The following is a 23529-nucleotide window of genomic DNA, read 5'->3' as shown; positions in this document are numbered from 1 at the left end:
TATTCTAAAAGATTATGAATTTAAAGTTAATAGATTAGTTCTTTTAATTGCTTATATAGTTCTAATTTCAGGTTCTATTGTTTTTTTAGTAGATACATTTTTAAAAAAAACTGCCCCAATTGAAGCTCCTTTTTTATATTTTGGTTTTGGCATATTGGGTCTTCTCCCTGCCACAATTATTTTATTTAGGAAAAAAAATGCATCAATAGTTAAAATTATTGTTCTTCTATCTCTATCTTTAGATATCATTTTATTTGCTTACTTTTCTAAAGGTTCGAATGATAGGTCTTATACTTTAATTTATGTGTTAATAGCATTTTCAGCAGGATATATTGAACCGATGGTAGTAATTTTAACAACTATTCTTGCAATAATTATTAGCATAATTCAGATGATAGTAAATCCAAACTTATATCCAAAATGGAATACTTTAAATAACTTTGCTATGACATATTTTGCAATTATTGCATTTGGAGCTATTTTATTTTTTGTTAATAAAATAGCAAAAGAACTCTTATTATCTGTAGTAAATAAGGAAGAAGAGCTAGAAGAGAGAAATTTAGAAAATTCTAAAATAATTAATACTATTAAAGAAAATATTGAAACTTTGAATAAAGTTAAAAATAATATCGATGAATATGTATTGAATCTATCAAAAAATGCAAAAGATGTAGCTGCTTCTGTTGAAGAAATATCTGCTACAATAGAAGAATGGAATGTTTCTACAAGTTCTATTGCTGAGAATGCTAAAATTACTTCAGAAGCTATGTCTGATAATGTTAGATTATCAGAAGTTGGTCTACAATACATGAAGGAAAGTACTTCTGCTTTCGAACACTTAGTTCAGTCAATAAATAAAATAAAGGAAGCAATTTCACAAATATTTGAAATAACTGAACAAACTTCTCTTATTTCTTTAAATGCTGCTATTGAAGCAGCAAGAGCAGGGGAGTGGGGTAAAAGTTTTACAGTAGTAGCTAAAGAAATTCAGAAACTTGCAGATAAATCTAACTCTGTTGTTAAAGAAATAGAATCAGTTGTTAATGAAGCAAACATAAATATTACAGATACACAAGAAAAAAATAAAAGAACATATAAAATATTTAACGATATTATAAAGAAGATTGTTGATGTGTCTAAAAAGTTTGAGTCAATTACTGAAGCAACAGAAGAGGAATCTAAATCAACATCAGATATTATTAATTTATTAGATGAAATATCTAAGAATACAGAGTATACAGTAGTTATTTCTGAAAGTTTTGAAAAATTAGCTAAAGAGATACATGAAGTGTCTGAAAAATTAATAAGAAGTTCTCTAGAAACAAGATTAAAATAAACATAGTTCCTTAATATTAATAAAAGTTATCTTAATAAATACCATTATATAGATATCTATTTATTTATTGGTTTTTACCTGTATTTTGGAGTGAGCTGAAATAGTTAGATAAATATTGTCCTTGGCTTTTTAATGTGCTAACAAGTTGTTCCATTGTTGAAAATTTGTATATTAAGTTATCCCTATAATCTTCAAGTTTAGTGGTTAAAGTTTCTATTCTTTTCTTATTTCCTTCGTAAGTTTTTGTAAAATATTCGATTCTCTGTCTTATTGCCCCTTTACCAAAATCTGTCATACTAAACATTACATTATACATTCTTACTCCAAGTCCTGAGTCTGGAAGAAGATCATTATCAGAATCGAAACCAAAGAATTTTTTTACATCACCTATATTTTCTCTAAGAGCTTTATCCAATCTTTCTTCATCAATCTCAAGAAACCCTCCTTTTTCTTGTGGAATTGTTCCTGGTTTACCAGTTGAAATGCCAAGTTGAGATAAAAGGTTTATTTTACCTTCTGCTGGATAAAAGTTAGACATTGTTTTTTGCAAAGTGTTATGAAGCATCATTAAAGTAATATCCCCAGTAAAATTACCTTTAACCTTACCATCTTCACCTTTATCTGTTGACATTTCTTCTTTAATAAACTTTATAATATTATTATATTTTCCAACCCATTCGATTATTTTTTCTTTAATAAAATCATAATTGTTTTCAATGTTAATTTGAACTTCTTCATTTGATTCTTTTTTCAACTCTAAAGTAACACCCTTAATAACATCATCAATCTTATTTGTTGATTTTTCAAGCCTGATCCCATCAATTTCAATTATAGAATTCTGTGCATTTTGAAGAATATTTTTTGCTTCATATCCTTCTTTTGTTTTTAATGCTTCAACTTTAAAATTTTCTATTTTATATTGATCATTTGAGGTATTTAATATTTCTATTTTAGTTATTTCTCCAATGTTTAAGTTATTTTTTTCTATAGTAAAACCCTTTTGAGGATTTTCAATTGTTATAATTTTTTCCCCCTTTTCACCAATAACTTTAATTTGAAGCGGTCCTTTAATAACAGGTTCAGCTGGTTTATCAGTGAAAAGTGGATCGGATTCAACAGAAATATTTTCTACATTTATTCCTTCAACTATAGCTTCTTCTGAGAAAACAGAAGCTCCACTTTGTGGTTTTGTTTCAGTTTTATTAATATCGAATGTGATTTTTACATTGTCAAAGTTTTTTATTTTTTCTTGAAAATCAACAACAACAGTTGATATTTTATTTAATATAATGTTATTATTAGTAATTGTGGTATTTTGATCCTTTAATATTCCAAAGTCATTTAAAGAAAAAATTTTATCTGTTTTTGTAGATTTTATAAAGAATCCTAGTTTCTCTAAAATTGGATAAGCTTCTTCAGAAAATATAAGTTTGTTTTTTATTCCTTCATTTTTTGATTCAATTGTGATATATATATTATCTTTATCCTTATTTACTATTGATATATTTACAATGTCTCCTGCTTGCTTTTTTATTTCATTAACAAAATCTAATATTGACCCGCCATTAAAAATAACTTTTTTTGTTGTATCACCACTTGTAATAGTAAAGGAGACTTTATCAATTTTTTCAGTTGATGATATTAGATCTGATGAAATTCTTTCACTTTTAGCTATCTGTAATACCTTAATATTTCTTTTTCCTATGTCGGCATTTCTTGATGCAATAACTTTAAGAATAGATTCATTTGAAGAAAGCCCTTTTTTTTCATCGAAGGGGGATCTATAATCATATAAAGATTTTGTAAGATCCTGAAATTCCTTTAATTGAGCTAAAAAATCTTGCATTAATTTAATTTTTTTTGAGATTAAGGTGTTGGTATCTTTAAGTTCATTTATTGGGATTGATTTAACTTCAACAAGTTTAGAAATTATCTTTTCAATATCTATTCCAGAATTTGATAAATTATTTACAGTTAATTTAGCCATTTATGTCCTCCGTGACAAATAGAAACATTTTTTTAATTATCGATCAAAAAATAAAATAAAAAATAATAAAATATTCAAATAATTTTTTTTTAAAAAAATTTATTTATATAAAAATAATATCATAAAAATTATAAAAATCAAAAAATTGTGTTTATTAAGTTATTAAATAATAATATTTAATTGCTAAAATTATTAAAATATTGCTGATTAGATAAAAATTTAAAAAATTAAAGTATTTTTAAGATTTTAAAAATTCAAAATATTTAGTTATTTCAGGAGGATAGTTCCCACTTTCATCTTCAAATTTTTTAAATTTGCTCATCTCTTTTGCTATTAATTGTCTTCTCCTGTTAATAAATTGAGTTACAAGTTTTTCAAAAACAGGTATTCTTTGTAACTTAAGTAAAGTATCTTTTTTAAATGGTATTTCAAATATAAATATTTCTCTAACAAGAGTATTTACTTTTAGAATACCTTTTGATTCACTGTCAATCCAATCTACATAATCGGATGCAAATTTATCTCTATCATTTCTAAATTGAGAAAATTTTTCCTTAATTTTTTCTTTAATTTCTTGAGCAAGTCTTTGGCTTTTTTGGTAAAAATTTATATAATCAAGATATTTCCCTGTTAATCCACCATCAACAGGATCTGCCCACAATGGACCTTTAAATGTTTTGCATATTTCCCATCTATATTGTCCAAAGGCTCTTAATAGTGATTTATGGAAATCACCCATAAAAAATTGAGGTATGAGAAATCTAGCAGGACCATATTTGTTACCAGAAGAATCTTGCCACATAATAACTTTGGATCCAAATGTAGGTAATATAATAAATTCAGGTTTAACTTCTTGATAGAAAATTTCAACCTTATTTTCTTTTCTAAAGAGAGATTCCTTATAAAAAATTGAGTAATCTATGTCAACAATTTTTTGAACTTCTTCTTCTATAAATTTTTTTGTTATAATAACAGAGTTGAGTTCTTTTGGTAATCTTTCTGATAAAAAAATAGGTATAGCTGTTAATGGTGAATCAGTAAGTATTCTGTATCCTTTTTCAAAAAGATTTTCAACTTCAAATTTTAATTTTCTAATTTCAATTGGAGTGGGATCTTTGAATTTTATCAACCTTTTTTCTTCCTCTTTTAATAAATCATCAAAAGTTTGCCCAAGATCATTAACAGAAGGTACTTTTGTCCCGTTATAAATCATAGAAAGCCAGTCAAAAGCAAAAAAAACAGGGTATTTAGAGTGTGACTTATCATCAAATTTTGATAAAAACTCAAAATGTTCAGGTATTACGAATCTTTCATCTAGTATGCAGAATTTTAGAAATAAATTTATTTGGAAAGGTATTTTAGAATTATCTTTTATTATTTTTTCAATAGAGCATAAAAAAAGCTCCCATGTAGATTTTTGAATAATTTTTCTTAATTTTCTTAATTCAGAATTATCAGCAAATTTATCTTTAAAATTAAGTAGTTTGTTAAGAGATTTTGCTAAATTAATACCCTCATTTTGATTGTATCCTGTAAAAGACAATATACTATTTAATGCAGAGGAAGATTGAATTTTAGAACTTTCTATTTTGTTTTCAATTAAAGAATCAATATCAATTTTATTTGATGTTGAAGATGATGTTGTTCCAGTTATGGCATTTATCTCTTCAATTAAAGAGTTTGTAGAGGTTTGTTTTGTAACTGCAGTTTCTTTTTTTTCTTCAATTTTATTTTCTAAAGAGTTTGAAATAGATGAATAAATTAATGAGTTTGTTTTTTGATTTAGAACAAAAGGCAGTGAAATAATATTGAAATAATTTTTATACATTGATGATATTTTGTTAAAATTTTCAGAAATGAATTTTTTAAAATCTTCTTTTATACCATTATTCTTTTTATAAGTTGATTCTATATAGGAATAAATGTTATTGCAAAGATTATTTTCATCAGAAAAAAGAAGATTTAATTTATTATCAAGAGAGATATAATATTCTTTTATATATTTTAAAATTGAATTTAAATCATTAGAAAAAGATTTAAAAAGGTAGTATATAAAATCAGGGTTTGAAGACAATAGAGAATCTATTATATTTTGAGGAATTTTAGAATAAGAAAGCATTAATGAAATTCCTTCCGGGTCACAATTTAAGTGATCAATTGAAAAACTATAATTTTTTTCTAAATATCTTGAGAAATCTTGATTAAAAAAATTAATATTGAAATCATTTGGGAAAAATCCTCCATTTTTTTGAAATTTTCTCTTATAATCTTCTATTTTTTCATATAGTGTTCTATCTGCATTGCTTAAACTCATTATAATCATTGAATTGTTAATGTTGCCAACAAAAATAAGAAAATTATCAAATAGTCTTTCAACCATAAAATATAATTGCATGAAAGATTTTATTTGTTTTATAACATTATTAAAATCTATTAAGATTGATTTTATAAAAATTTTTGTAAAAGGAGAATTTTGCTTAAAAAATAGAATTGGATTTAATTGGAATGGATAAGAGTCTATTGTTACATCTTCATTAGCAATAATTTTAAGAAAATTTGGTTCGTTTGTTAAAAGTAATGAAGGGAATAGTATAGATTTTGAAAAACAGTTAAAAACAAATTTATCTTGATTGGAAATATTTTCAAAAAAAAGAGATAAACTTCCATTTAATATATAGTTTAATTTTTTTAAGTTTTGATTTGAATCTAAAACAATAGCACCTTTTGGGAAAATGACTCCTTTTTGAATTATTCTATCATCAAATGAGGGCAATTTTTAACTCCTTTAATTTTTTTTAATTTTGCTCTGAATTTCTAGGATTTTTTTATAATATTCAGCTTGTTTTTCAACTATAGATACATCTTTAATAAATAAATTACCATTTATTTCTTCTATCTTTTTTGTTCCAATTAATTCATTATAATATTTTGTTAAGTCAGCCTCAGATAATCCAACCATTTTTATTAAATCTTTAATTCCAAATGGGCATTGAAACTGTCCTTTAGGAATAATTTGTACTCTATTTTTTAACAATTGGATTAATAGCATGTCCCATAATTTGCCCATAGGATCATTGATAAATGTGTTTTGTATTTGTCTATAAGCAACCCATATTCTTTCGGATAAAAGTTCTATAAGTTTTGTAGCCATAGCTGGTTGATTAATTACCATAAAATTAAAATTTTTTCTATCAACAACTAAGAGATTTGTTTTTTCAGAAGTTATAGCATTTGCTGTTCTTGGTTTATCTTCAAGTAAAGCCATCTCACCAAAAATGTCCCCATCCTTTAAGACAGCTATTAATATTTCACTATTGTTAATGATTTTTGTAATTTTTATTTTTCCTTTCTGGATTATATATAGTTTATCTCCTATTTCCCCTTCTGAGAAAATAAGAAAATTTTCTGGAACTATAGCATTTAAACCCTGTAGTTTAAGTTCTGTATATAAAGGATTTATATATGGTTTTACTAGATTTATTTTTTCATTAGCTTGCTTTTTATATTTGCCTTCAGGATAACTTAAATTATAGTTTGAAAAAATTCTATAAGCAAAGTTATAGTTATTTTTTGAAAGATAATAATTGCCATTGTTGAACAATACATCTTCTTCATTTACATTAACCATTCCACTACTTTTTATATTTGATTTTGCAATATATTCATCATAATGCCTTAAATCTGTTGAAAACTTTTTAATAATTTTTAATGCTATATTTGGAGATTTTTGTAATAATAATGGGAATTGATCATTTTTAATTGCAATCAACAAAGTATCTGTTTGAGAAAAAGCAGTTTCAATTCTTGGAAATTTGCTCATTGAAGAGACAACCCCAAAGAAGTCCCCTTTTTGAAGAGTTTGTTCACCGTAGCCAAGAAGTTTAGAAACGGTATCATTTATTTTAACTACTCCTTCTTGAATAATATAAAATAAACTTGAATTATGATCACCTTCAATCATTATATAAGAATTAGCTTTATGCCTAACAATATTTAGTTGGAGATTATTCATTTTTTCTCCACTTAATTGAATTTAATTTTTCTTTAATCTTTTTTAGACCATCAAAATTTTGGTTATTTGAACCTGTTGCAATATTTTTTATTAGTTCAAAAAAACTTTTATTAGGATTCGTATTTTTAGATTTAAGTAATATTGCTGTATCTATTTCTTCCTGGTTTGTTATTTCATATATTATTTTAATCGATTCATCAATAATAGCCGCAAAATATTTATCAAAAATTTTTATTATACCAAAAAAAGATTTATTTGTAAGTGGTTCTTTATATATAATTTCTGAAATTTGGTTATTAATAGTTAAATTTATATTTTTTCTTTTAATAAAATATTGGGAAATAAAAAATATAATAATTAATACAATTAAAATTAAAATTGTTCTTAAAATAGGAAGTCTTGTAGGTTCTAAATTAATGTTTTGATCATTTTGTTGATTTTCAACACTTTTTTTTAATTCATTAAATTTAGTGTCTAAGTTATTATTATTTTCCTGTCCATACACATATAAATTAAAAAATAAAAAAAATATTATATAAATAATAAAAAATAATATAAAAACTTTCCTATTATTTAAAAAATTTTTTGAAAAAAATAGGCAAAAACTATTGGTGAAATTTTTCAATATAGACTCCTTATTATTATAAATAAAAAATATTAAATTAATAAAATAATTAACTCAAAGAATTTAATCTTTCACTTTTACTTAATATTTCAGTGATTCTTAATCCAAAGTTTTCTTCAATAACTATTACTTCACCTTTTGCAATTTTTTTACCATTTACTAATAAATCTACAGCTTCACCTGCAAGCCTATCAAGCTCAACTATAGTACCTTCACCCATAGATAGAATTTCTTTAATAGTTTTTTTAGTTCTACCTAGTTCAACTGTTACTTCCATTTCAACATCAAGTATAAGAGATATATTCTTTTTTTCCTCTGGAGTTAAAACTGGCTCAAGTCTTGAAAATTGGGCTGTCTGAAATTGTTGAGATGATGGAGTTGTAGCTTGATAAGATGAAGATGGTTGCATTCTATCCATTTTAGGTTGAGGTTGAGTAAAAGAAACAGAGGGTGAACTCATATTTACTAAACCTTTAGCAGCATTTAATGATAAAATTTGATAGAATTTTGAATTATAATTATCTATTTTAATATTATAAGAAATTAAAATAAAAGATTCATCAGGAGGTAATATAGCATCACTATAATTTCTAACAACAATTTGGGATGGAGACCCAGTTTTTATTTGAGTTTTATATTTGTTTGAAAAAGTTGTTAGTGTATTGCCTACAAGTTGAGATGAAGCTTCTGCAACTGCGGATATTAGCATTTCAGTAAGTTCAGCAACATCTTGCCCCATCATAATGGAACCAATTTTAATAGCATCATTTTCAAGAAAAATATATATATTTTCCCCCACTATATTTTCAGTAAATGGAATATTTATTTGTAAAAATGGAACTGGAATCCTATCCATAAATGAGTCTTTATTAATAAGTTCCACAACTGGTGAACTTATTATAACATCTTTTTGGAAAAGAGTAGTCAAAGCATTTGATTGTGAATCGAGAACATCAAGATATAAATTTCTAAGTTTTTGAAGATCATCTCCAGATAGGGAATCAATTGTTCCAGGAAAGGTAGAAGCAGCGGAACTATCCTCAAAAATTTCATCAGAGCCTTGAAGTAAAGCATCTATTTCATCTTGTGATAATGCTTGATCACCCATTTTCATCCTCCGTTAAAATTTCATCTAATTCTTTATTTTCAAGTACTTTAGTTATTTGAACTGAAAGGTTTCCTTGATGAATACCAGGCTTTCCTTTAAATTTTAGTTTGTCTCCAACATAAATATCTATGTCACTTTTTACATCTTTATTTAATAATATTACATCATTTACATCAAATTCTAATACATCTTTTATTTTAAGTCTGGTAGTTCCAAGTATAGCGCTCATTTCAACAGGAACATTTTCTATATTGCTTTTTAATGCTGTAAAATTTTCTGCAGTTGTTGTTTTTGAAATTGAAGAGAACCATATTTGAGGTGTTAATTTATTTAAAATAGGTTCAAGTGTTAAGTGTGGTAAACAGAAATTACTCATTCCTTCAACATCTCCAATTTTTGATTCTAGAGTTACAAGAATTGTCATGTCAGTAGGGGGAACAATAGTTGCAAAAGATGGGTTTGTTTCAATAGTACTTAACCTTGGCCTTAAATCTACAAAGTTTGCCCATGCTTCTCTTAGGTTTGATAATAATTTAACAATAATAGATTCTATAACAGCAATCTCAATATCTGTTAATTCTCTGTTTGCATTTTCAAAACTCTTGCCCTGTCCTCCGAATATTCTATCAATAATTGCAAATGAAATTGATGGATCTATTTCAAAAATTGCATTTCCTTTTAATGGGTCCATATTTAAAATTGCCATAGTGGTTGGGTTAGGAATTGATCTTGTGAATTCTTCATAAGTTAACTCATCTACAGAAGCAACTCTAAAATGGATAGGTGTTCTTAAAAGAGCTGATAAAGTAGTTTGGCAAAATCTAGAAAAAGAATCATAAATCATATTTATAGCTCTTTGTTGTTCTTTTGAAAACCTAGAAGGTCTTTTAAAATCGTATATTCTTATCTTTTTTTGTACAGTAGTTTTTGAAACTGTTTCTATACTAGTATCACCAGTTGATATAGCATTCAGTAGTTGGTCTATTTCATCCTGAGATAATACTTCTGTCATATTATTATTTTCCTTTTAATAGGTATTATATAAATAACTTTATATAAAAAAATTAAACATTAAAATATCAAAATTTTAAAAATTATTATTGAACAACAAAGTCTATAAAATAAACATCACTTATTCTACCATTTTTTAAAATATTATTAATAGAATTTTTTATTTCAAGTTTTAAATTATTTTTTCCTTCAATTGTAACCAGTTCTCTCATAAACTTTGAGCTTAAAATATTGTTTATCATATCTCTAATTTGAGCTTTTCTACTATCAAGCTCTGAAGCTAAAATAGTATTATTTTTATCAAAAGCTAAAGCAATTTTAACAGAAACAAAATGAACTTCATCAATATCAGCTGTATTTATAGAGAATTCCCCTGGTTCCCATGTGCTGTAAGGTTCAAGTTTTGCTGTAGTAGATTCATAAGTTGCTTCCATTTGTGGTTTCTCAACCATACTTTTGGTAACAAAATATGAAACTGTTACAGATATAGCAATTAAGAGTATAAGCCCAATAATAATAAGTATTATTTTAATAAATCCAGGGCCTACTAGTTTAACACCTTTTTTGGCTTGTTTCTCTTCTTCTCCACCACCTTCTTCTTGTTCTTCTTCATCTAAAACTTCTTCACCTTTATTGAGATCATCTAATTTGTCAGCCATTAAATAACCTCCACAATTTATCTAATAAATATATTTTTAATATTATATGAAAAACTATTAAAAGATAAAAATTAAAAGTAACACAAAAAACAATTTGTTCTTATATTTATTTTTATTATCGTTATATTTTAAATTTAAATAATATTTATAAAATGTCAAATAGGTTATATTTTTGAATGTGTTGATATTATTGATTTATTAAATAATTAAATTTTATAAACTATATATATCTAAAATTTAATTAAAATTGAATTTGAATTTTTTAATAAAATAAAATTAAATTAAATATTAGAATCTTGTTTTTTTATTTAATAATATTTTTATTTAAATATTTTTTATTCTTATTAAAAAATTATGACATGTTTTCTTTTATTATTAATATTTATTTGCTTTCTCTTAGTATTATTATCTCTACTCTTCTATTGTATGCCCTTCCTTCTGGTGTATCATTGCTTTCTATAGGCCTTGTATCTCCATAAGCAGCATAGGATATTCTTTCAGGATCAAATCCTAAATCAGTTAAATATCTTAAAACAGCTAAAGCTCTTGCTCCTGAAAGTTCCCAATTATCCTTAAATTGTTGAAAAAGATTTGAGCCAAATGGAATCGGAGTATTGTCTGTATGTCCTTCAACTTTAATTAAGTTTGGAATCATAAGTAAAACTTTATATATAGTTTGAAGGACTTCTTTTGCGTCATCATTTAATTCTGCAGAACCAGGTTTAAAATAAAAATCTGAACCAAGTGTTATGACAACACCTCTTTCATCTAATCTTACTTGAACTCTTTTTGCAATAATTTCTGGGGAGAGATATGAAATAGCTTTATCTATAGCAGTTGATAATTTCTGTCCTTTTTCTTGTGCAGGAAGTGCCTCTATACTATTTCCCATTTCAGCAAATTGTCCTGCTTCTAAAGTCATACCTCCTTTTAATGGTCCAAGACCTCCAGTAAAAGGAGATAAAATTAATCTCATCTTTTCTCCTTCAATTTCAGCAGTAGTAAACATAAGTACAAAAAATGTTAAAAGAAGGTTATTCATATCACCAAAGGTTGTTAACCAAGAAGGAGCTTTTCCTTTTTCTTCAGGTTTTTTCCTTTCTCTTGGCATAATTTAGTCTCCGAGTTCTTTCTGCAATTGTTCTCTTAATTCATTAGGAAGAAAAGAGATTAATTTATCCTTTAATAGTCTTGGATTTTCTCCTGATTGAATAGAAAGAGTTCCTTCTATCATGATTTCTTTTATAAGCATCTCTTTATCATTTCTCTCTTTTAATTTTGTAGAAAATGGATGAGCTATAATGTTTGCAAGGATTGAACCATACAAAGTTGTTATTAATGCAGTTGCTAGACCTTGGGTTAAAGCAGCTTTATTATTCATGTTTGCAAGCATTATTATTAGTCCGATTAATGTTCCAATCATTCCAAAAGCTGGGAAAAGAGAATCTAATTCTGAAAAAATATTAATTCCAACTTGATGTCTTTGATTTATGTATTCCATTTCTGTGTAAAGAATATTTTTTATTTTTTCTGGTTCTGTACCATCAACAACAAGTTGAATAGCTTTTTTCAAAAATTGATCATCAAGTTCTTGAATATCATCTTCAAGTGCAAGAACTCCTTCTCTTCTAGCTTTTTCTGAAAATGTAATTAACATTCTTATAGTGGATGCAGGATCAAAAGGTTGTACGAAAGCAACAAGTTTTACTAGTTTTACTATATTAATAAAATCTTTTAGTGGAGTTCCAACTAAACAGGCAAGTAATCCTCCTCCAAAAGTAATAAAAATTGATGGTACATCTATAAATAATCTTATATCGCCTCTTGCAGATATAATACCAAATAAAACCATTGCAAATCCACCAGCTACACCAATTATTGTTGCAAGATCCATAATTCCCCCACTTTTATTGTATAATTTTTTTATGTTAATAATATAAAATGAATAATAATATAAATTTTAATTATTTAATAAAATATTGTAATTTAATAAAATTTTATAAAATTATTAAAACACAAAAACAAAATTTTTTTTATAAAAAATGTTAAAGAACATCTTTAAAATAGGTTATCTTTTTCCTATAATCTATTATTTTTTCGATAACTTCTTCTACTGATTCTCTAACATATATAGTTTTACCTGAAAGCATTCTTAAAATAGTTTCTGGTACTTTTTCTATAAATTCTATTTGGTGAGGATTTACATAAAAATCCTCACCATTTAATTTTGTTAATTTGATCATCAAATATCCTTATATATTAATTAAATTAATAAAAATTATAAATTAATCAAAAAATATTTATTTTTTAGTTTAATTTTAGTAAACTTTCTTATCTTTTCAATCCAAGTATAGTTTGTATCATCTGATCACCAGTAACTATAGTTCTTGAATTTGCTTCAAAACCCCTTTGTGTTATTATCATAGAAGTAAATTCTTCTGACAAATCAACATTACTCATTTCAAGAGTACCTGCTTGTAAAGAACCTTTACCAGCAGTATTTGCAGCACCTACTAAAGCAATACCTGAGTTATTAGTTTGAACAAACATATTATCTCCAGCTTTTTCAAGACCTTCAGGGTTTGTAAAGGTAGCTAAAGCAACCTGCCCTAAAGGAATCTTCTCTCCATTTGAATATATTCCTGTTATTACACCTTTATTATCTATTATAAATGTTTCAAGATATCCCATTGGATAACCATCTTGATCAACTGCTTTTGTTGAAGTAGGAGAAGCAAATTGAGTAATTCCATCATATTTTCCAGCTGTACCTAGATTTAAATTTATAGTCTGGTTTTGACCATCAGGTAAAGTAAATGATACATTTGCATTTAATATGCCATTTGTTATGATATCAAAGGGAGCTCCAGCAACTGAGGGTAAATCAGAAGCTGAAACAATTGCACCTTCATTATTGAATTGAATTATAATTGAATTTGAATTGTTTCTATTGTTTCCAGGAACATCAAGATTTACGACTACATCAGGTTGATCAAGTAAAGTAGCAGTAACTCTCCATTGGTTTTCTGTTCCTTGTACTCTTTCAAAAGAAAGTTGTAATTGATGAACATTACCTTTAGAATCATATATATCAATAGTTGTTTTATGAACAGCTTGAGCTATTTCTTCAGGTGTAGGTTCTCTTCCCTGGGGTAAAAATGGAGTTTCTGAATTTAAGTTTGATTTATACCAAACTGTCTCTGTTGCTTTGGCAGGGGATTTGCTACCAACAGGAATTATAATATCTCCAATAGGATCTGAATTATTTATGAACCATTTACCACCTTCAAATTTAGAACTCCATCCTTGAACTCTAAAACCATTTGCAGGATAAACTAGTGTTCCATTTTTATCTATTCCAAATGCACCATTTCTTGAAAATAGAGTTTTGTCACCATTTTTAAGTATAAAAAATCCTTCACCCATAATTGCAAGATCAAGATTTCTACCAGTAGTTTCTAAAGCTCCTTGAGTAAATATAGTATCGATTGAAGCAATTTTCATTCCAAGACCTACCTGTTGTGGGTTGATACCACCAATTTCATCAGAAGGAGCAGCAGCACCAGCCAAATTTTGATATAAAAGATCCTGAAAAGTAACTCTGTTCTTTTTAAATCCATGAGTATTGATGTTGGAAATATTGTTACCAATAACATCCATTCTTACCTGGTGGTTTTTAAGTCCTGCAACACCTGCAAATAAACATCTTAACATATCCTTCTCCTTATAAATAATCTTATGAATAATAATTAATTAAATAATAAATTATAAAATTTATTTTATAGCATATTTGTATAATTATTATTTCCTTGTATATCTATTTCATTTTTTGTCTCATCCAATTCAATTTGTTCTACTTTAATTTCTTCTGAATTATTTTCATTTGTTTTTGTAATATTTTTATTTTCATTTACTTTAATCTCAGAATTTTTTATATTTTCAGTTGACTTAGTATTTTGGGTATTTTCATTTGGAGAAGATTGATTAAATATTGCTGGATTAAATCCAATTTTAATAATATTTGCTGTTGAGTATAGATCTCCATTAACTTCAATCTGTGGTAACCCATTTATAAATACTATTTTTGTTACAATACCATTTATAAGGTTTGTTCCATTTTGGATTGTTACATCTGCTCCAAGTAATGATAAAGTTTGAGTTACAAGAAATCCTTTTTGAAGCATAGCAATATTAGAGCTTATGTTATTTAAAACTTCTAAGGAAGAAAATTGAGCAGTTTGAGCAATAAATTCTTTATCTTCAAGAGGTTTTGTTGGGTCTTGATATCTTAATTGTGTTATTAAAAGTTTAAGAAAATCATCTTTTCCGAGTTCTCTTTTAAATTCTCTTCCATTTAGTATTTTTTTATTAAAAGATTCAACTTCTAGCATAGTTTTGACCATAGATTCTTTATCAAGAGTTAAGCTATTTAAATCCATAAAATCCTCTTTTTTATTTTATTGTCTTTTGATCTATATTTTAATATTTATTTTCCTTCCTATGTATAAATCGGTATAGTATAAATTTGTTGAGTCTTTATTTAAATTATTATTTTCAAAATTAATATTTTTATTTTTTTCTAAAATTTTGGAATTACTTTCTAAATTAAAAATTTTATCAAATGAATCGCTATTTTTATTTTCATTATAAGTTGAAGATGCTATATTAAATGATGAGATATTTATTCCTTTTTCATATAGATTAATTATTAAAGATTCTAAATTTTCTTTTATTTTTTCACTTACTAAATTTGATTCAGTTATGATTTTCCCTGTTATTATATCATTGTTTTTTCTTAAAATTACTTCAACTTTTCCTAACTCTTCTGGATAAAGATCTATTTTTAAGATGTATGAATTTCCATTTATATCCCATTTAATAGAATTGAGTGTTTCTATATAATTTTTTGAGCTAAGAGGAATATTTGTTTTTAATTCTTTTATAAAAATTTTTGAAAAGTCATCTTTGTTAAATTCAAATGGTTTATTAATATCGACTTTATTTGAAATGTTATCAACTTTTTCAGCTTTTTGTTTATTTGGCTCATTTTTTTCTATTCTTAAGGAGTTATTATTATCTGACTTATTAATTTTATTTTTATCTAATTTTAGTTGATTTTTTTGAAAAATATCTATATTATCAAGATCTTTTTCTAAATAAGCTTTTTCTTTATTATTTAACTTTTCAATATTTAAAAATTCATCTTTATTTTTTTGTCTATTATTTATATTTAAATCTTGAGATAATTTATCTTTTTTATTTGTATACTTTTTATTTTTTTCTTTATTTTCTAAAATTGATTCTATATTTATATTTTTTGGAAAATTTATATATTCTTTATTATTTGTACCATCTGAATTTTTAGTATTGTTTTGGTTGTTTGGGTTTTTTAAATTATTTTTATTGTCAAAAAAATTATTAATTTTTTCTTTTACATAGTCCCTATTTTTAACAAAAGTTTCTGAATTATTTTTATCTAAAGTATAATAATTTTCTCTATTAAATATAATTTTACCTTTTTTATCAAAAGTTTTAGTTTCATTATCAATATATGTATTTTTTTTAGAAAAAGCAAAATTTTGTTCACCATTATTATTTATTTTTTTAAAAGTATTATTTTCATTATTAATGTGACTTAATAAATTATCTTTAAGATAAATAGAATCTTCTTTTTTATCTTCAGTCAGATTTTTTTTTATACTTTCTAGATTTTTAATATTTTGGCTATCTATGGATTTGTTTATCTCATTTTCATTGGAGGTAATGATTTTGGATTCATTTTCAAAAAAATAGTTTTTGTTTTCTTTGTTAAGGTAACTTGTTCCTATTTCACTATTATTTTTATTTGATGGTTCGCTACTATTATTAAAATTGTTTAAATTGATTAATTGATCTGAAATATTAATATTTTTTGTTTCAATTTGATTGTTATATAAATTTTCAGAATTGTTTTTTAATGCGGACAAAAAGAAATGACTAAAATCTATTCCCCTTAAGTCATTTCTTTTTTTTTCTTCCTCCTCCCTATAACTTTTAATTAAATTAGCAGTTATAGAGAGTTGATTAATCACTTTTATTCTCCTTAATAATTTTTTGGTAAAGTGGTTGCTCCTGCATTTAAATATTCTTGAATTTGTGCAGCTCTTTGGGGAGGCATTAATGAAAGAAGATAAGGTGTTATGGAGGCTTCCCCCTGTTCTTCTGCAATTTCATTAATAGTTCTTAAAATATCACAAACAAGCAGAATATCCATATTATTCATAATTTCAACTGCCTTTTGGGGAGGCATATTTGTTAAATCAATTGCTTGTTTTCTTAAATTATTTTTAATGTTATCGTATTGTTTTAAAATTGCATTAATATTTTCCTCTTTTTGAGCTAAAGCAGTTTCTTTCTTTTTGATCTCAACCTCTTTGTTATTTATTTCAAGTTCTCTTTTATTTAAATCAGTTTGAATTTTTTTTAATTCTAAAGCTTTATTTTCAAGGGAAATTTTAAATTTTTCAAGAAACTCTTTTTCAATTAAAAATGGGTCGGTAATTTCTTTAGAAACTCTTAATGATGGAAATTTTTGATATAGCTTAAATATAGTTCTCTGAATATTTAAAAGTCCAATATAATTGAACCAATATATTGTAGCAATTATAACCATAATTAACAATATAAGCAACAGAAATATTTGAAGTGTTGAGCTTCTAACTTTTTCCTTAGCCATTAAAATACTCCTAAAATTTAAGTAAAAACATTATTAAAAAAAAATTTTAATTTATTTTCAATTTTTTTTATTATTTATAAAATTTTGGGTTGATATTTCATCTAAAAATTTTTGTTCTTCTTTAAAAAATTCGTTTTTAAAAATTGCAAACTTTTTTTCTTTTAATTTTTTAAATTTTTCTTCTTCAATTTTAGCTTGTACATATTCCTCTTTTTTTTTATTAAATTCATCCATTAAAGATTCAATTTCTTCTTCATATAGTTCATTTTCTTTTGCAAGTCTATCGAAATATTTTGTTGTAAATAAAGATATAATAGGATTAGAAGAATCTCTTTTAGTATTCATCATAATAAAATTGTTTTGTGCTATCTTAACTTTAAGTGAATCTATTTTAGATGAAATTTTAACAAATTCTTCTTCTTTTTCCTTTTTTATAAATTCTTTTAATTTAAGAATTTTTTCAAAATTATAATGAAATTTTTTCATAAAAACTTACTAATATTTTTTATATTTTTATTTTTTTTATTTATCTTTAAATTTATGTTTTGCTTTTATTTTTTAGTGTTTTTTTAAGTTTGTTTTACTTTTGAAAAATTCATTTTAAAATTTATTTCAAAAAAATGAAAATTTTACGATAAGATATTTTTTAATATTTGGAAACTTTCTTCAAAAGCAAAACCTTGCTCAACTCCCTGTGATAAAAATGAATTAATTTTATCAATATTTTCAATTGCAAAATCTATTTCTGGATTTGATCCTTTGACATAAGCTCCTATTGTAATTAAATCTTCTTTATCATAATATACAGATAAAATTTTTCTCAACTTAGCTACAATTTCCTTTTGTTCTTGATTTGCAAGTTTAGGAAAGAGCCTTGAAATTGACTTTAATACATCTATAGATGGGAATTGATTTCTTTCTGCAAGATTTCTTGAAAGCACAATATGTCCATCAAGTATACCTCTAACTGTATCTGAAATTGGTTCATTAAAATCATCACCTTCAACAAGTATAGTATATATTCCTGTAATACTACCTCTATCAGAATTTCCAGCTCTTTCAAAAATTTTGGGTAATAAGGTAAAAACAGATGTGGGATATCCTCTTGTAGATGGAGGTTCTCCAATAGAAAGACCAATTTCTCTTTGAGCCCATGCAAATCTAGTTATGGAATCAGCCATAAGAAGTACATCTTTTCCTTGATCTCTAAAAAATTCTGCAATTGTTTGTGCTGTAAAAATAGCTCTAACTCTTTCAAGTGGAGAGGCATCTGAAGTAGCAACAACAACTACAGATCTTTTCAGCCCATCCTCTTTTAATATATCTTCTAAAAACTCTTTTACTTCTCTTCCTCTTTCACCTATTAGAGCAATAACATTTACATCAGCTTCTGTATAGTGTGCTATCATTCCAAGTAAAGTAGATTTACCAACACCTGAACCAGCAAAAATACCTATTCTTTGTCCTTTACCAATTGTTAAAGGAACATCTATTGCTTTAACTCCTGTATAAAGAGGTGTATCTATTCTTTTTCTTATAAGAGATGATGGTGCAGGATTAAAAATAGGATATTTTATTGGGGAATAAATTTCTCCCTTATTATCAATTGGTTCACCTAAGCCATTGAGTATTCTTCCAAGTAATTTTTCTGAAACTGGAATGGAGAGAGGGTTACCTGTAGCAAGAATTTTCATGCCCGGTTCTATACCAACCATTTCAGAAAGAGGCATAAGCAAAACTTCATTTTCTTTAAAACCAACCACTTCAGCTTTTATAAAGTTATCAAGGGAATTGTCAATTAGTATTTTGCAAAGTTCTCCAACTTTTGAATATGGTCCAACACTTTTTATTAAAAACCCTATAACTTCTTTTATAGTACCTTTATATTTTATAGGATCTATTTCCATTATTGCCTGTTCATATTTATCATAAACTGACATTATTCTTTTCCCTCACCCATTAATTTTCTTTTTACTGGAACCAATTCAAGAATTTTATCTTCTATTTCTTTTAATTGTAAAGAAATTCTTGCATCTATTTCACCAAAATCAGTTTCAATAATGCATCCACCTTTATCTACAGTTGAGTCTTCAACAAATTGAATCTCTTTTAACCCTTCAACAAGGTTTATAAATTTTTCCATATTTTCATTGCATACTTGGAGGTCATCAACATTAACTCTTATTATTATTTTTCTTGTATTTTTAACTTTTTTAAGAGCTTCAATAATATTATTAATAATAACAGTTTTTTGATGCTCTGAAATAACTTTTATTACTTTTTTGACAATAAGCATAACTATGCTTATAATTTGATATTCAGTACCTTCTATTATTTCTATCCTTTTATTCATTATTTCTGAGATTATTTTATGTAACATTTCAGTTAATCTTTTAGTTTCTTCAAATCCTTCATTGAAACCTTTCTCAAAACCTTCATCATAGCCTTTTTTTCTATTTTCTTCAACTATTTTTTCTGAGTTTTCTTTAGCATCGTTAATAATATTGTTTGCCTCAAACCTTGCATCTTGAATTATCTTCTCTGCTTGTTTTTTTGCTTCTTCTATAATTAAATTGCTTTGTGCTTGCGCTGATTTTATTTTAGAGAAAGCAAGATCATCTGCTTCTTTTAATATTTTTTCTTTCTTTTCATTTAATTCTTTTTCAATTCTATGTCTTTCTTCTTCCCATTCTTTTCTTAATCTATCAATTTCAAGTTGTTCTTTTCTAACTTGTTCTTTTAATGTTAATAGTACTTCTTCTTCACCTTTTTCTTCTTTTATTGGTTCTTTTACTTCTATTTTAGGAGGTGGTATTATGTACTTTTTCCCAAGATCTTTTAATTGAAAATTTTTAATAACATTTCTAGGCATTTTACCCTCTTTTTATTTTAATTTAAAATTGTTTGAGTTAAAAAATATAAATTGTTTAAGAATAAAGTAAGTTATATAATTATAACAAAATTTTTTAATAAAATTTTTTTATTATAGAATAAACAATAAATTAATTTTATTTAAATAATTTCATTTATATATTATTAAAAATTTTTTAGTAAAATTGTAATATTTTTTAATAATATTAATATTAATAGATAATTTCGTCTTCTCCTCCTCTTGCAATTTGGATCTCTCCTTGTTCTTCAAGTCTTCTGATAACAGCAACAATTTTACTTTGAGCTTCTTCAACATCCTTTAATCTAATAGGCCCCATAAATTCCATATCTTCTTTAAGCAATGTTTGACTTCTTTTTGAGAGGTTTCTAAAAATTTTATCCTGAACTTCTGTATCAACATTCTTTAGAGCTTTTGCAACATCAGCCATATCAACTTCTCTTAACAATCTTTGAACAGACTTATCATCAAGTTGAACAATATCTTCGAATACAAACATGTTTTTCTTTATCTCTTCAGCTAAATCAGGATCTTCTTCTTCAAGTTTTTCAAGAATATTTTTCATTGTTGTAGAGTCTGCTGAGTTTAATATTTCAACAACTGTAGGAATTCCACCAACTGATGCAAATTCTTCTGTTGCTATTGCAGATATTTGTCTTTCAAGTATTCTCTCAACTTCTCTTACTACCTCTGGATTTGTTCTATCCATAGTTGCAATTCTTTTTGCTACATCTGCTTGTAAATCCGGGTTTAATGCAGCAATAATGTTTGATGCTTTTTTAGGCTCAAGATATGATAGAATTAATGCAATAGTTTGTGGATGTTCGTTTTGAATAAAGTTGATTAAATGTGAAGGATCCGTTCTTTTTATAAAATCAAAAGGTCTAACTTGAATTGTTGTTGTAAGTCTAGTAATTATATCTATTGCTTTTTGAGAACCTAAAGCTTTTTCAAGTAATTCTTTAGCATAATCTATACCACCAGTTTGAATGAAATCTTGTGCCATCATAAGTTCTTGAAACTCTACAAGTACTTTATCTCTTTCTTCTGCATCAACCTTTTCAATTCTTGCTATTTCAAATGTAAGTTGCTCAACTTCATCTTCTTTTAGGTATTTAAAAATTTGTGCAGCTATATCTGAACCTACTGTTACAAGGAATATGGCAGCTTTTCTTTTACCAGAGATCTTTTCTTTTGTCTTAGTATCTTTCCCTTTAGCCATATTTTTTCCCTCATTATATATTTTAAATTCTAATATTTTTTAAATAATCATATTTTATTAATAAAATAAGAAATTAATAAAATGATTTCTAAATTTATAAACTATGTTTGATCTTCAGCAAGCCATGTTCTAATAAGTTTAGCAACTTCTTCAGGGTGTTCTCTTGCGATATTAATAGCATTTTCCTGTAGTTCAAGTCTAGCCTTTTCTTCCATAGAAAGCTCAACCTCGATTCCTTCTTTTTCAGCAGCTCTTAAAGCTTGTTCTCTTAATTCCTGCTGTTTTCTCAAAAGTTCTTCTTCTCTCAACTTTCTTCTTCTCTGAATTTCAGCAGCTATTATTTTGTATAGTAAAATAATAATTACAAAACCAACTATTGATAAAATTCCTGTTAATAAAGCTTTTCTTAAAGTTTCCTGTCTTTGTAATATTGCATCTTCTTTTGCAAATTCTTCATCATGGTTAAAAGGAATATTTTGGACAGTAACTGTATCTCCTCTCTCTTTGCTATAACCTATAGCAGCCTTTACAACTTCTGTTAATTTTTTCAAATCTTCTTCTGGATAGGGAAAATAGTCTCTAACATATCTTTTTCTAGATTTATCAACAACATAATTTCCCTTTTCATCAACTCTAATTTCCCATTTCCCATCTATCCATACCGAACATGTTATCCTTTGAATCTGATAAGGAGTCTTTTTTTCATTTACCTTTTGGGTAGAAAAAGCATAGTTAGTTGTTGTTTGCTTTTCCTTACTTACTATAGTTTGACCTAAATTTTCTTTATATCCAGGTGGTACATTTGGTTCAACTCCTGGAGGACCCTCTGGAATTGTTCCTGGAGCTTTGTATTCTTTGTCTATAACTTGTTGTGATTCTATTACAGAATCTTTTATTTCGGAATCATCGTATGGGGTATTTGGATTGTCTTTTTTAACAACAACTGGAATAATCTCGTTTTTTTCAATTTCTGTTTGATCAAAGGTTATATCTATATTTAATTGTACATCAACCTTTGTATTTCCAAGGAAATTTTTTAAATTTTGTCTTAATACAACCTCTCTTTTAACTCTCTCTCTTTCTACTATAGCCATTTGTTCTTTTGTTAAATCAAGAAAATTTTTAATATCATCACCACTAAAATCAGATATTATATTTCCGAATTGATCTGTAATTATAACATTTTCAGGAGTAAGGCCTGGTATACCATATGAAACTATTTTTTTTATACCTTCTATTCTTTTTTTATCTTCTGTAATATTTGATCCAAGTTCTGGTATTATAGTAAGGGTAGCAGTAACTGGCATTGATTGAGTTGTAAAAAGAGTATCTTTTGGGAATGCAATATTTAACATTACATCCTGTATTCCTTCAATGAGCTTAATTTGTCTTATTATTTCTCCTTTGATTGCTCTTTGAACATTTATTTCTCTTTCAAAATCAGTAACTGTCCATTTCTGGATATCAAAAAGTTCCCATCCTTTTACATTTCCAGGAATTATTCCTTCCTGTGCAAGTTGCATTCTTAATCTATCCCCTGTTTCTTTATCTTTAACAATAATATACTTATCATCTTTTATTTTGTATTGAGCTTGCATTGAATCAAGTGCTTTTGTAACCCTTGCAAAATCTTCAAGAGATAATGGTTTTTGAAAAAGAAGAGTAGCTTCTGGTTTTGATGAAATTGATGTTATAACAACAACTGCAATTATTGATAAACCAATAATAGAAAATATTATAATTTTTTGAGTTGTGTTTAATTTTGAAAATATGTTTTTGATAAATTCTGTAATTCTCTTAATAAATTCATTCATTTCCCCCTCCCCAAATAAAACAAAAAAGAAAAAGTTTATAAGAATTAAATAAAAATAATAAAATAAAATAATAATTTAGCTAATTTTCTTTATTTAATCTTATTATAAATTTTTATAATTTCAATATAAATTTTTATAATAATTATATTT

The 23529-nt window shown here is 25.7% G+C and carries 19 protein-coding genes and 1 pseudogene; 1 reads left to right on the top strand and 19 read right to left on the bottom strand.

Annotated features, from left to right (window positions below):
- Positions 1 to 1336, top strand: a 1336-nt coding sequence (locus tag N3A58_03205) for a methyl-accepting chemotaxis protein (protein ID MCX8058407.1), incomplete at its 5' end; no start/stop codon positions are given.
- A gap of 64 nt (positions 1337 to 1400) precedes the next feature.
- Here the strand turns inward: N3A58_03205 and fliD are convergent.
- The 19 genes and pseudogenes from fliD to fliF all read right to left on the bottom strand — a co-directional run bounded on the left by fliD (position 1401) and on the right by fliF (position 23379).
- On the bottom strand, positions 1401 to 3323 hold the full coding sequence (fliD, locus tag N3A58_03200; protein MCX8058406.1) for a flagellar filament capping protein FliD: 1923 nt from the start codon (positions 3321 to 3323) through the stop codon (positions 1401 to 1403).
- 238 nt (positions 3324 to 3561) lie between these two features.
- Complete coding sequence (locus tag N3A58_03195) at positions 3562 to 6096, bottom strand: hypothetical protein (protein ID MCX8058405.1); 2535 nt, start codon at positions 6094 to 6096, stop codon at positions 3562 to 3564.
- Between the two features lie 12 nt (positions 6097 to 6108).
- The gene (locus N3A58_03190; protein MCX8058404.1) at positions 6109 to 7335 is read right to left on the bottom strand and encodes a cyclic nucleotide-binding domain-containing protein; all 1227 of its coding nucleotides are present in this window, start codon (positions 7333 to 7335) and stop codon (positions 6109 to 6111) included.
- The gene (locus N3A58_03185; GenBank protein MCX8058403.1) at positions 7328 to 7840 is read right to left on the bottom strand and encodes a hypothetical protein; all 513 of its coding nucleotides are present in this window, start codon (positions 7838 to 7840) and stop codon (positions 7328 to 7330) included. Before N3A58_03185 ends, N3A58_03190 begins: the two co-directional genes overlap by 8 nt.
- Positions 7841 to 8009: 169 nt before the next feature.
- A complete protein-coding gene (fliN, locus tag N3A58_03180; GenBank protein ID MCX8058402.1) occupies positions 8010 to 9074 on the bottom strand; it encodes a flagellar motor switch protein FliN in 1065 nt (354 codons plus the stop codon).
- Positions 9061 to 10080: a flagellar motor switch protein FliM gene (fliM, locus tag N3A58_03175; GenBank protein ID MCX8058401.1), complete on the bottom strand. Its 1020-nt coding sequence runs from the start codon at positions 10078 to 10080 to the stop codon at positions 9061 to 9063. Before fliM ends, fliN begins: the two co-directional genes overlap by 14 nt.
- A gap of 85 nt (positions 10081 to 10165) precedes the next feature.
- The gene (locus tag N3A58_03170) at positions 10166 to 10738 is read right to left on the bottom strand and encodes a flagellar basal body-associated FliL family protein (protein MCX8058400.1); all 573 of its coding nucleotides are present in this window, start codon (positions 10736 to 10738) and stop codon (positions 10166 to 10168) included.
- 382 nt (positions 10739 to 11120) lie between these two features.
- Positions 11121 to 11849: an OmpA family protein gene (locus N3A58_03165; GenBank protein MCX8058399.1), complete on the bottom strand. Its 729-nt coding sequence runs from the start codon at positions 11847 to 11849 to the stop codon at positions 11121 to 11123.
- A gap of 3 nt (positions 11850 to 11852) precedes the next feature.
- Complete coding sequence (locus tag N3A58_03160) at positions 11853 to 12632, bottom strand: motility protein A (GenBank protein ID MCX8058398.1); 780 nt, start codon at positions 12630 to 12632, stop codon at positions 11853 to 11855.
- A gap of 151 nt (positions 12633 to 12783) precedes the next feature.
- On the bottom strand, positions 12784 to 12981 hold the full coding sequence (locus N3A58_03155) for a flagellar FlbD family protein (protein MCX8058397.1): 198 nt from the start codon (positions 12979 to 12981) through the stop codon (positions 12784 to 12786).
- Positions 12982 to 13069: 88 nt separating this feature from the next.
- A complete protein-coding gene (flgE, locus tag N3A58_03150) occupies positions 13070 to 14452 on the bottom strand; it encodes a flagellar hook protein FlgE (GenBank protein MCX8058396.1) in 1383 nt (460 codons plus the stop codon).
- Positions 14453 to 14925: 473 nt separating this feature from the next.
- A pseudogene (locus N3A58_03145) lies at positions 14926 to 15075 on the bottom strand (flagellar hook assembly protein FlgD).
- 135 nt (positions 15076 to 15210) lie between these two features.
- A complete protein-coding gene (locus N3A58_03140) occupies positions 15211 to 16809 on the bottom strand; it encodes a flagellar hook-length control protein FliK (GenBank protein MCX8058395.1) in 1599 nt (532 codons plus the stop codon).
- Positions 16810 to 16820: 11 nt separating this feature from the next.
- A complete protein-coding gene (locus N3A58_03135) occupies positions 16821 to 17453 on the bottom strand; it encodes a hypothetical protein (GenBank protein MCX8058394.1) in 633 nt (210 codons plus the stop codon).
- A gap of 57 nt (positions 17454 to 17510) precedes the next feature.
- Positions 17511 to 17939, bottom strand: a complete 429-nt coding sequence (fliJ, locus tag N3A58_03130; GenBank protein ID MCX8058393.1) for a flagellar export protein FliJ — start codon at positions 17937 to 17939, stop codon at positions 17511 to 17513.
- A 143-nt stretch (positions 17940 to 18082) separates the two neighbouring features.
- Complete coding sequence (locus N3A58_03125; protein ID MCX8058392.1) at positions 18083 to 19393, bottom strand: FliI/YscN family ATPase; 1311 nt, start codon at positions 19391 to 19393, stop codon at positions 18083 to 18085.
- The gene (gene fliH / locus N3A58_03120) at positions 19393 to 20325 is read right to left on the bottom strand and encodes a flagellar assembly protein FliH (GenBank protein ID MCX8058391.1); all 933 of its coding nucleotides are present in this window, start codon (positions 20323 to 20325) and stop codon (positions 19393 to 19395) included. The genes N3A58_03125 and fliH overlap by 1 nt, the downstream gene beginning before the upstream one ends.
- Positions 20326 to 20536: 211 nt before the next feature.
- Positions 20537 to 21565 (bottom strand): flagellar motor switch protein FliG, encoded by a 1029-nt coding sequence (gene fliG / locus N3A58_03115; protein ID MCX8058390.1) that lies wholly within the window; start codon positions 21563 to 21565, stop codon positions 20537 to 20539.
- Between the two features lie 101 nt (positions 21566 to 21666).
- Positions 21667 to 23379, bottom strand: a complete 1713-nt coding sequence (fliF, locus tag N3A58_03110; protein ID MCX8058389.1) for a flagellar basal-body MS-ring/collar protein FliF — start codon at positions 23377 to 23379, stop codon at positions 21667 to 21669.
- Between the last annotated feature and the right edge of the window lie 150 nt (positions 23380 to 23529).

This window comes from Spirochaetota bacterium (assembly GCA_026415295.1).
In the GTDB taxonomy this organism is placed as follows: domain Bacteria; phylum Spirochaetota; class JAAYUW01; order JAAYUW01; family JAOAHJ01; genus JAOAHJ01.
The sequence above is the reverse complement of the archived record's forward strand: the minus strand, read 5'-3'. Positions and strand labels throughout refer to the sequence as shown.